This window comes from Xanthomonas hortorum, from assembly GCF_040279205.1.
GTDB lineage: Bacteria > Pseudomonadota > Gammaproteobacteria > Xanthomonadales > Xanthomonadaceae > Xanthomonas > Xanthomonas hortorum_F.
In genome coordinates this window covers 62,804-72,967 of the sequence record NZ_JBEOLS010000020.1, presented here as the reverse complement: position 1 = coordinate 72,967, position 10,164 = coordinate 62,804, and the positions used below count along the sequence as shown (strand labels likewise).

Annotated in this window: 11 protein-coding genes; 10 read left to right on the top strand and 1 reads right to left on the bottom strand. The window is 62.1% G+C overall.

Annotated features, from left to right (window positions below):
- The 6 genes from ABS769_RS10360 to ABS769_RS10335 all read left to right on the top strand — a co-directional run.
- Positions 1–453 (top strand): hypothetical protein (locus tag ABS769_RS10360; RefSeq protein WP_317061485.1); only part of this gene is annotated, 453 nt, incomplete at its 5' end.
- 148 nt (positions 454–601) lie between these two features.
- Positions 602–865 carry a hypothetical protein gene (locus ABS769_RS10355; RefSeq protein ID WP_317061487.1) on the top strand — a complete coding sequence of 88 codons (264 nt, stop codon included), beginning with the start codon at positions 602–604 and terminating at the stop codon, positions 863–865.
- A gap of 283 nt (positions 866–1,148) precedes the next feature.
- Positions 1,149–1,724, top strand: coding sequence for a hypothetical protein (locus ABS769_RS10350; protein ID WP_317061488.1), 576 nt, complete (start codon positions 1,149–1,151; stop codon positions 1,722–1,724).
- Positions 1,725–2,040: 316 nt separating this feature from the next.
- Positions 2,041–2,616: a hypothetical protein gene (locus ABS769_RS10345; protein WP_317061489.1), complete on the top strand. Its 576-nt coding sequence runs from the start codon at positions 2,041–2,043 to the stop codon at positions 2,614–2,616.
- A 25-nt stretch (positions 2,617–2,641) separates the two neighbouring features.
- On the top strand, positions 2,642–4,201 hold the full coding sequence (locus ABS769_RS10340) for a DUF2235 domain-containing protein (protein WP_317061490.1): 1,560 nt from the start codon (positions 2,642–2,644) through the stop codon (positions 4,199–4,201).
- Positions 4,202–4,230: 29 nt separating this feature from the next.
- Positions 4,231–4,800: a relaxation protein gene (locus ABS769_RS10335; protein WP_317061491.1), complete on the top strand. Its 570-nt coding sequence runs from the start codon at positions 4,231–4,233 to the stop codon at positions 4,798–4,800.
- A 232-nt stretch (positions 4,801–5,032) separates the two neighbouring features.
- Here the strand turns inward: ABS769_RS10335 and ABS769_RS10330 are convergent, their stop codons facing one another.
- Positions 5,033–6,004 carry a LysR family transcriptional regulator gene (locus ABS769_RS10330; RefSeq protein ID WP_317061492.1) on the bottom strand — a complete coding sequence of 324 codons (972 nt, stop codon included), beginning with the start codon at positions 6,002–6,004 and terminating at the stop codon, positions 5,033–5,035.
- A gap of 414 nt (positions 6,005–6,418) precedes the next feature.
- On the opposite strand from ABS769_RS10330, the gene ABS769_RS10325 reads away from it, so the two are divergent.
- From ABS769_RS10325 to ABS769_RS10310, 4 genes are read left to right on the top strand one after another with little or no spacing between them, the layout of a single operon-like run.
- The gene (locus ABS769_RS10325) at positions 6,419–7,051 is read left to right on the top strand and encodes a 2-dehydro-3-deoxy-6-phosphogalactonate aldolase (protein ID WP_115038736.1); all 633 of its coding nucleotides are present in this window, start codon (positions 6,419–6,421) and stop codon (positions 7,049–7,051) included.
- Entirely contained in the window at positions 7,048–8,196 is a 1,149-nt protein-coding gene (gene dgoD, locus ABS769_RS10320) for a galactonate dehydratase (RefSeq protein WP_317061493.1), read from the top strand. The genes ABS769_RS10325 and dgoD overlap by 4 nt, the downstream gene beginning before the upstream one ends.
- On the top strand, positions 8,190–9,107 hold the full coding sequence (locus tag ABS769_RS10315) for an SMP-30/gluconolactonase/LRE family protein (RefSeq protein WP_317061494.1): 918 nt from the start codon (positions 8,190–8,192) through the stop codon (positions 9,105–9,107). The genes dgoD and ABS769_RS10315 overlap by 7 nt, the downstream gene beginning before the upstream one ends.
- Positions 9,104–10,081, top strand: a complete 978-nt coding sequence (locus ABS769_RS10310; RefSeq protein ID WP_317061495.1) for a 2-dehydro-3-deoxygalactonokinase — start codon at positions 9,104–9,106, stop codon at positions 10,079–10,081. The genes ABS769_RS10315 and ABS769_RS10310 overlap by 4 nt, the downstream gene beginning before the upstream one ends.
- The last annotated feature ends 83 nt before the right edge of the window (positions 10,082–10,164 follow it).

Genomic DNA, 10,164 nt, shown 5'->3' with positions numbered 1-10,164 from the left:
GCGATGTGTTACGACACCTATGGCTGCAAGGTGCTGTACGACGGCAGGTATGCAGCCAACTTTCCCGAAGATGAGAAGCGAATTTCATCGGCGTCGCTGGGTGACGTATACCCTGGCAATCTCAAAGCCAATACGATCGGCATTCGCAACTTCCCGAACTTCCCGCCCCCTGCAGAGGTGACGTGGCGTTCCAAGGATGGCCAGCCGCATCATGCGTTGGTCGACCTCAATGCCATCTTCAAGGACAAGGTGGTTTTGCATCATGTGCCGCAGGAGCAGCTGCCGCCGATCCTGCAGGCCGATATCTCTCCAGAGATCATCCTGGAAGTGAACGACCGCACCATCAATGTGTATATGAAGGCATTTGTACAGACGAGAGTATTACAGGAGCCAGGCAACCCTAACAGCGATTTCCGTAGCGATCTGGTTCTCGCCTACACCAAAATCTACTGATGGCGTATTCGCCAGGGAGCATGTAATGGCTAACAATCATAACGACGAGAAGAAATGGGCCGATGGTGTGGAAACCTATCCGGCGACTGCATCGGATTTGGCTGTCTATTAACAAAGCCGCTATGCGCTGGCGCAGTTACAAGCGCCCTTGCTAATCATTCAGAAGAATCCGCACACCCGTTTGTTCGTGACCAGCTTCGATGGTACCGGCAATGACAAATACAAGGATCCTGTGCACATCACCGATATCGGCACTCTGGATGATCAGGTGCAAACTGCAGCAAGTAACGGCGTTAAAATTATCGGCGGCTACTACGTCGCAGGCATAGGCACTCAGGACGATGCCTTCACTCGCAACATCGACCGCGGCCTGTGCTACAGCTGTTGGTCACGGATGGCAGGGTGGCAGTAGCATCCCCAGCACCGGGCAGATCACAGCACGGCAAGGGCAATGGCGTACCCGAAGCCGGCAAGTCCGTGCAACGCAGTCACAAGCGGCCTATGCATTATTGGGCATTTGAGCCGCGTCACGCCCGCACCGCCCTGGCATGAGCAAATGATGGGTAGTAGGCTGTTGTTCCCTTTGCGCAGGTGGCCCCATGGCTGTGCGACCGCATTGCATCCCGCAGCACCGAGCAGCACTTCCCCTACTGCTGTGCGCCATCTTCGTACCCCCTCTGACTGGATGTTCACGCATGAATACACCGACCAACGATACATCCGGTATCCACCTGATTGAGAATATTCCTGTCGATGCACATAACACCGTGCATATCGATACCCGCAAACCGATTCCGTTTAGCAACCATGCGTTCGGGGCGATGTGTTACGACACCTATGGCTGCAAGGTGCTGTACGACGGCAGGTATGCAGCCAACTTTCCCGAAGATGAGAAGCGAATTTCATCGGCGTCGCTGGGTGACGTATACCCTGGCAATCTCAAAGCCAATACGATCGGCATTCGCAACTTCCCGAACTTCCCGCCCCCTGCAGAGGTGACGTGGCGTTCCAAGGATGGCCAGCCGCATCATGCGTTGGTCGACCTCAATGCCATCTTCAAGGACAATGTGGTTTTGCATCATGTGCCGCAGGAGCAGCTGCCGCCGATCCTGCAGGCCGATATCTCTCCAGAGATCATCCTGGAAGTGAACGACCGCACCATCAATGTGTATATGAAGGCATTCGTAGAGACTGCTGTTTTGCAAGAGCCAGGTAATAAATATAGCAATTCACGCAACGACCTGATCCTCGCCTACACCAAGACCTACTGATGGCGTCTTCGCCAGGGAGCATGCTAATGGGTAGTGATCGTGATATTGCAAAGAGCTGGGCCGACGGTGTGGAAACCTATCCCGCGAGTACGCAGGATTTGGCAGGCTACGAATGCAGCCGCCATGCGTTGAGCCGAGCCACACCTGCTGCGCACTACCATGAGCGCATTTCAGGTAGTACGCTGTAGTAGGCTGTTCTTCCGTTTCCGCAGGTGGCTTCATGGCTGTGCGACCTTCTAGCATCCCCCCGCACCGTGCAGTGCTCCCACTGCTGCTGTGCGCCGCCTTCGTCCACCCTCTGACCGGATGTTCACGTATGAATACGCCTGCCAACGATCCATCGGCCATCCATATGATTGAGAATATTCCCGTCGATGCCCATAACACCGTGCATATCGATACCAGCAAGCCGATTCCGTTTAGCAACCATGCGTTCGGGGCGGCCTGCTACGACACCTATGGCTGCAAGGTACTTTACGACGGCAGGTACGCAGCCAACTTCCCCGAAGATGAGAAGCGAATCTCATCTGCGTCGCTAGGGAATGACTACCCTAACAATCTTGACGCTGGCACGATAGGCATCCGCAACTTCCCGAACTTTCCGCCCCCCGCTGAGGTGACGTGGCGCTCCAAGGATGGTCAGCCGCATCATGCCTTGGTCGACCTCGATGCCATCTTCAAGGACAAGGTGGTGCTGCATCATGTGCCACAGGAACAGCTGCCACCGATCCTGCATGCCGATATATCTCCGCACATCATCCTGGAAGTGAACGACCGCACCATCAATGTGTATATGAAGGCAATGGTGCAGACTACGGTGCAACAGAAGCCGGGTAACGAATATAGTTATTTCCGCAACGACCCCATCCTCGCCTACACCAAGACCTACTGATGGCGTCGTCGCCAGGGAGCATGCAATGGGTAACGAGCAGAACGACGCTAAGAAATGGGCCGATGGTGTGGAAACCTATCCGGCGACTGCACAGGATTTGGCTGCGTATCAACAAAGCCGCCATGCGCTGAAGCAGTTCCAAGCGCCCTTGCTGGTCAGCCAGAAGAATCCGCACACCCGTTTGTTTGTTGCCAGCTTCGATGGTACCGGCAATGACAAATACAAGGACCCCGAGCACATCACCAACATCGGTATTTTGGATAATCAGGTGCAAACGGCGAGAACTGATAATGTCAAAAATATCGGCGGCTACTACGTCCCGGGCGTGGGAACCCAGGACGATGCATTTACCCGCAACCTTGATGGTGGTTTGGGCTACAGCTATGGGCCACGCATGGAAAAAATGTATTTTGAATTCATCAATCAAGCCAGCGAATGGAAGAAAGAGGATCCACAAGCTGAGATCAGCATCGTCTCCACCGGCTTCAGCCGTGGCGCGGTCACCGCAGCCATGTTCACCCGCATGGTCCACGAGCGTGGGATCCAAAACCCAAGGGACATGCAGATCGACAAAGGCCCAAACGGCGAAATTCTCAAACTCACTCCAACCCACCCACCGCTTGTGCCGCCCGGCCGCGTCGCGCAGGCGGTGGGTTTACTGGACCCGGTGGCCACCGGCGACATGAACGTGCGCGACACGCGCCTGCCGCCGTCGGTGGTGTCGGGCCTGCAAATCACCGCCCGCGACGAGCGCCGCGATCTCTTCCCGGCCAAGGACATCATCGATCCGGGCCGCACCCAGGATGGCCGCCTGCTCAATCTGGTCAATCCGGGCGCGCATTCGAATATCGGTGGTTCCTACCGGCTCGATGGCCTGTCCGTGCGCAACGGCAACCTGCTCACCGATTACGTCAACACCCTCAGCGACAAACCCTTCCTGCAAGCGCGCACGGTGCCCTCTGCGCCGGAAATGAACGTCATCCACCACTCTGAACAGCATCAATCCTTCTACACCACCATGGCGGCGAGCACGCTGGGCCACCGCGCGCACGTGAAAGACCTGGCGGGTACTGCAATCAGCCTCAATCGCTTCGATGCCCAGGCCCTGGATACCGGCTTGCACGCGCAGTTTCCCTTGCGCCCGGTGGCCGTGTCGCCGGAGCGCACCGACCCTTCGGTGCCGGCGTTCGCGCTGCACAATGGCCCAGCCGAGCCGACAAGCTGGCATCAGCAGCAGATTCAGCGGATGCAGGAGCGCCAGCATGAGCGCGAGCGCAGCCATGATCCGCAGCAGTGGCGGGCCCCGATGAAGGCCGATGCCCAGAAAGCGGCCGACAAACTGCCCTCCCTGCATGACGACCCGGAAGCCTTCCTGGACCGCATGCTGGCCGCCGGACAGAACGGCGAGCGCGATCAATTCCGTCAGATGACGCAGACCCTGGCCAATGAGCCACCCGGCCGCGCGTTGCGCGCCGAGGCCGTCGAGACGGTGAACCAGCAGGAACAGCAGGTAGCCCAGCAGGCGATGCAGGCGCAGCAACAGCAGCAGCAAGAAACGATGCGCATTGGTGGGCGCAGCATGTAACAACTGGCAGCAGCAAAGGCAGGATGCAAATGGATGCAAAAGATCCACTGACGTTGGTCAGCAAGACCGCCGCGCTCATGGAGCAGTTTGAGCGCCGCTGCAGTGAAATCGAGCAACAGCAACGCCGCCTTGCGCAGCAGCTGGAACAGGTGGCGCAGTCCTTGCCCGGGGTGATGACCCGTTCGGCCGAGCAGACCTTGCAGCGCGTTCCCGACACGTTGGTGAGAAATGTACAACAGGGGATGGACCAGTCGGTTGCCGGTTTCGAGAAGCGCTTGCAACTCGCCGGTAGCTTGATCGGGGCAGGTGCGCAGTCCCTGTCCGATCAACTCAAGCGCATCGAGCGGGCGCAGCGCCTGTTGCTGTGGAAAGGCGCGGCGGTCGTGGTCGGAAGTGTGCTGGCGTTGCTGGGCGGCGGCGGATGGTTGCTGGCCCACTATCGGCAACAAATCGAAGACAATCAGTTGCGTGCGGAGTTGTTGCACGCCTACAACGCGGCCGACGTGACGCTGTGCAACGGCCGGCTATGCGCCAATGTCGAGACCAAGGGCCCGGCCTACGGCGATCGCCGCCAGTATCGACAGGTCAAACCGCGCTGACTCCGGCGGCAAGTATACGATGCCCCTACCGTCTCAAGGACCAGGGCGATGCGTTGCGCGCTATCGCGCGGCAGTCGGCGCCACCTTGCGCTGGCTGCTGCGCTGGATCACATTGCTGCGGGTCTGGCTCAGGCCGCTCATGCTGCGGCACCCGGTGCAAACATCAGCACCGGTTGCCGTCGTCGCCCGATGTAGCGGATTTTCAATAAGGCCGGCGCGAAGAAGATACCGGCTAGACCGACGACTCTGGACCACGCAGACCGGGATACAAACGTCGGGCCGTGGTCCGCAACGCCTGCAAAATGCGCTCGGCCCCCGGCGGCAGGATGTAATCGCGCCGCCGGATGATGCCGAACGACTCCATCCGCACGCCCAGCTCGATCGGCAGCACGGTCAGCAGCTTGGCCTGGATCAGCGCCGCCACCGATTCCACCGGCAAGGCGGTCAGCATGTCGGTGCCGCGCAGCAGCGTCGAGGTCACCGGCAAGGACGAGGTCTCGATCGCATTGGTCGGCGTCTGCACGCCATGCTCCATGAACATCGAATCCAGCCGTGCGCGCAGCACGCTGTCGGCCGGCGGCAGGATCCAGCCATAGCGCACCAGGTCGGCATGCTGCAGACCAGCGCGGCTGGCCAACGGGTGGCCGGCGCGTGCGATCACCGAATGCGGCTCATCGGCCAGCGGCTCGAATTCCAGCTCGCCCACGCCCTCCGGCCCCAGGATGCGGCCGATCACGATATCCAGTTGGCCGTCCAGCAACTTGGCCACCAGCGGGCGGCTGTAGTCCATTTCCACCCGCACCAGGATGTCGGGGAACTCGCGCTTGACCTCGGCGATCGCCTGCGGCACCAGGTTGGTGCCCGGATTGACCACGGTGCCGATCGAGGCCTGGCCCATGCGCCCGGCGCGCAGCGCGGCAATTTCTTCCTGCGCTCGGCCGATCTCCGACATCGCCGCACGCGCACGCCGGATCAGCACATGGCCGTACCAGGTGGGCTCCACCCCGCGCGCATGCCGCTCGAACAACTTCACCCCCAGCATGTCCTCCATTTCCGCCAGTAGCTTGGAGGCCGCCGGCTGGGTCATGCTGGCAGCCTCGGCCGCACGCAAGACCGAGCGCTGTTCGTGCAAATGCAGCAGCAGCAACAGCTGGCGCGTCTTCAGCCGGGCTGCGTTGAACCAGGGAGTACCGGAATTTGCCATGGAGGTCGCCGCGAAGGTGTATTCGTAGGAGGAATAGAATATGCCGAAAATTTCATTTGCAGCACATATCTCCCCGCGCGAGGCTATCGAACGCCGCAGCAGGAGCCCCGACCTCCCGGGCGCGGCCAGAACAGACGTGACCCATCTTCCACAAGGTGGCAACACGCATGCCATGACTGCGGAGGTGGACGACGATGACGGCATCTTGCCAGCCCATTGCAGGCTGTTGGAGTGCGCACGCAATTGCTGCAATCAGCCCGTCATTGCGTCGCGGCACCCTGCCCGCCCCCATATTCCTGATCTTTCACCGTGCGCCTGCAGACCACGTTGCAGCGCGCAGTTGCGCAAGCTCCCCCGACGTTGCCGGCCATCTGGTCGCCGACGGCCGCTTTCCGCTCTATCGCGAGTAACCCGATGACCTCAGACACCACTGCCAGCCTGTTCGCCCTGCCGCTGATCGCCATCTTGCGTGGCATCACGCCGGAAGAAACGCTCGACCATGTCGGCGCGCTGATCGATGCCGGTTTCGACGCGATCGAAATCCCGCTCAATTCGCCGCGCTGGGCAGAGAGCATCGCGCTGGCCCAGCAGACCTACGGCGAGCGCGCCTGGATCGGCGCCGGCACCGTGCTGCGCAACGAAGACGTCGACACCCTGGCCGAGATCGGTGCGCGCTTTATCGTCACCCCGAATACACGTCCGTCGCTGATCCGCCATGCGGTGTCGCGCGGCCTCACCGTGGTGGCAGGCTTCGCCACCGCCAGCGAGGCGTTCGACGCCATCGACGCCGGCGCCACCATCCTCAAGCTGTTCCCGGCCGCGACGTATGGCGCAGCACACGTACGCGCGCTGCGCTCGGTGCTGCCCAAGCACATTCCGGTCTACGTGGTCGGCGGCGTCAGCCCGCAGACCCTGGCTGGCTTCCTCGCGCAGGGCGCTGCCGGCGCCGGCATCGGTGGCGAACTGTACAAACCCGCGCAATCGCTCGAAACGACCCAGACGCATGCACGCGCCTTCGTGCAGGCCTACCAGGAACTGCAAGGATGAAGATCACCCGCCTCACCACCTACCACGCCGCCCCGCGCTGGCTGTTCCTCAAGGTCGAGACCGACGAGGGCATCACCGGCTGGGGCGAACCGGTCATCGAAGGCCGCGCACGCTCGGTGGAAGCGGCCGTGCACGAACTGGCCGGCTATGTCGTCGGCAAGGATCCGGCGCGCATCAACGACCTGTGGCAGACCATGTACCGCGCCGGTTTCTACCGCGGCGGCGCCATCCTGATGAGCGCCATCGCCGGTATCGACCAGGCCTTGTGGGACATCAAGGGCAAGGCGCTGGGCGTGCCGGTGTACGAGCTGCTGGGCGGGCTGGTGCGCGACCGCATGAAGACCTATCGCTGGGTCGGCGGCGACCGCCCCGGCGCCATCATCCAGCAGATCACCGACTACCGCGCGCTGGGCTTTGACACCTTCAAGTTCAACGGCACCGAGGAAATGAAACTGATCGACAGCGCGCGCGCCGTCGATGCAGCGGTGGTCAAGGTCGCCGAGATCCGCGAGACCTTCGGCAATACCATCGACTTCGGCATCGACTTCCACGGCCGCGTCGGCGCACCGATGGCCAAGGCGCTGCTGCGCGAGCTGGAACCGTTCAAGCCGCTGTTCGTGGAAGAACCGGTACTGGCCGAACAGGCCGAGTATTACCCGCGCCTGGCCGCCAGCACTTCAATCCCACTGGCTGCCGGCGAGCGCATGTTCTCGCGCTTCGAATTCAAGAACGTGCTGTGCGCCGGCGGCATCGGGATGGTGCAGCCGGATCTCTCGCATGCCGGCGGCATCACCGAATGCGTCAAGATCGCCGCGATGGCCGAAGCCTACGATGTCGGCTTCGCTCCGCACTGCCCGCTCGGCCCGATCGCGCTGGCCGCGTGTCTGCATGTGGACTTCGTGTCGCACAACGCGGTGCTGCAGGAACAGAGCATCGGCATCCATTACAACGAAGGCGCCGACCTGCTCGATTACGTCATCAATAAAGACGATTTTCAGTGTGTGGATGGCAGTATCGCCGCCCTGCCCAAGCCCGGGCTCGGTGTGGAGATCAACGAAGAGATGCTCAAGCGCGCAAACGAAAATCCGCCCGATTGGCGCAACCCGGTGTGGCGTCACAGCGATGGCAGCATCGCCGAATGGTAAGCACGACAGAACACACCGCGGTACTGGCGGTCGACAGCCGCTGCACGCATGGCGAAGGCGTGCTGTGGTGCGAGCAGCGTGAGGCGCTGTACTGGGTCGACATCAGCGAAAAACGTCTGTGGCGGCATCACCCGCAAAGCGCGCATACGCGCTACTGGACGCTGCCCGATCGGCCGGGCTGCATCGGCCTGATGGACGACGGCCGCGTGCTGATCGCGCTGGCCAAATCGATCTGCATCGCCGACCCGGACAACGCCGACGGAGAGGGCGATGCGCTGCCGCTGGAAAAGCTCGCCGATGTCGAAGCCGACAATCCGCTCACGCGCAGCAACGATGGCCGCGCCGATCGCAACGGCAACTTCGTGTTCGGCACCATGGACGAACACGACGACAAGGCTGCGCGCGGCGCGATGTATCAGTTCTCGCTGCGCCACGGTCTGCGCGCCTTGCCGCTGCCGGGCGTGTCGATCCCCAACTCGATCTGCTTCAGTCCCGATGGCCGCACGCTGTACTACTGCGACTCGGTGCGCCCGCAGATCCTGTGCTGCGACTACGACGCCGACAGCGCGCAGACCGGCAACACGCGCGTGTTCGCCACACTGGATCGCGACGATGCCGAGCCGGACGGCTCCATCATCGACAGCGAGGGCCACTTGTGGAATGCGCAGTGGCGCGCCTGGCGCGTGGTGCGCTACCGCCCCGACGGCAGCGTCGAGCGCAGCGTGCAACTGCCGGTCAAGCACCCCACCTGCAGCGCCTTCGGCGGTGCCGCGCTGGATCGCCTGCATGTGATCAGCTCGCGCCTGGACCACAGCGCCGAAGAACTTGCCCGCACCCCCGAAGCCGGCGGCCTGTACCTCTGCGACCTGCCCATCAACGGCCTGCCCGAGAGCCGGGTGGCCAGCGCATGATCGCCATCGACTGGGGCACCAGCAGCCTGCGCGGGTATCTGCTCGATGCAGACGGCAAGGTACTGGAGCAACGCCGCGGCAGCGACGGCATCCTGGCCTGCCAGGGCCGCTTTGCCGAGGTATTGAGCAACCTGATCGACGGCTGGAATGGTCCGGTGCTGCTCTCGGGCATGATCGGCAGCCGCAACGGCTGGGTTGAACAGGCCTATCTACCCTGCCCTGCCGACACCGCCGCGCTTGCGCAGGCAATGCGCAGCTACGACGACCTGCTGCCCGGACGCACCCTGTGGTTCGTGCCCGGCGTGAGTACCGGCGAACAACGCGGCGTGCTCGATGCAAGCGCCAGCGAACGACATAGCGTGCCCGATGCGAACACCGACGAACAGCACGGTGTGCCCGATGTAGGCACCGGCGAACGGCATAGCGTGCCCGATGTCATGCGCGGCGAAGAAACCCAACTGGTCGGCCTGATCGCCGCACTCGGCGACGGCGAGCACATCGCCTGCCTGCCCGGCACGCACAGCAAATGGGCGCAGATCGCCAACGGCCAGCTGTCCGGGTTCGCCACCGTCATGACCGGCGAGCTGTATGCGGTGCTGCGCCAGCACAGCATCCTCGGCAAGCTGATGCAGGACGATCATACCGAACTCAACAGCGACGCGTTCCTGCAAGGTGTCGATCGCAGTGGCGAACCCGGCGGCCTCAGCCACCATCTGTTCGGCACCCGCACGCTGGGCCTGTTCGACCGCCTCACCGCCACCGCCCTGCCCTCCTATCTTTCGGGCCTGTTGATCGGCCACGAACTGCGCGAGCACCACGGCAATCAAGGCACCGTCCACTTGGTCGGCAGCCCCGCCCTTGCGCAGCGTTATGCACTTGCGCTGGCGCATTTGGGTGTCAAAACCCAGCTGCATCCGGAAGATCTGGCCGCTACGGGGTTGTTCGCGCTGGCCAGGCAGCGTGGGTTGGTTTGATACGCAGCGTGAGTTGATCTGATCAAGCGGCCGGTCGTTGATTTACTTCGGCTGGCGCGTGGCGACGCGTTCGTCATGCCGAA

Coding starts and splice junctions, on each gene's coding strand:
- ABS769_RS10350 (WP_317061488.1), top strand. CDS start 1,149: ATGAATACACCGACCAACGATACATCCGGTATCCACCTGATTGAGAAT.
- ABS769_RS10330 (WP_317061492.1), bottom strand. CDS start 6,004: ATGGCAAATTCCGGTACTCCCTGGTTCAACGCAGCCCGGCTGAAGACG.
- ABS769_RS10325 (WP_115038736.1), top strand. CDS start 6,419: ATGACCTCAGACACCACTGCCAGCCTGTTCGCCCTGCCGCTGATCGCC.
- ABS769_RS10335 (WP_317061491.1), top strand. CDS start 4,231: ATGGATGCAAAAGATCCACTGACGTTGGTCAGCAAGACCGCCGCGCTC.
- ABS769_RS10315 (WP_317061494.1), top strand. CDS start 8,190: ATGGTAAGCACGACAGAACACACCGCGGTACTGGCGGTCGACAGCCGC.
- ABS769_RS10310 (WP_317061495.1), top strand. CDS start 9,104: ATGATCGCCATCGACTGGGGCACCAGCAGCCTGCGCGGGTATCTGCTC.
- ABS769_RS10340 (WP_317061490.1), top strand. CDS start 2,642: ATGGGTAACGAGCAGAACGACGCTAAGAAATGGGCCGATGGTGTGGAA.
- dgoD (WP_317061493.1), top strand. CDS start 7,048: ATGAAGATCACCCGCCTCACCACCTACCACGCCGCCCCGCGCTGGCTG.
- ABS769_RS10345 (WP_317061489.1), top strand. CDS start 2,041: ATGAATACGCCTGCCAACGATCCATCGGCCATCCATATGATTGAGAAT.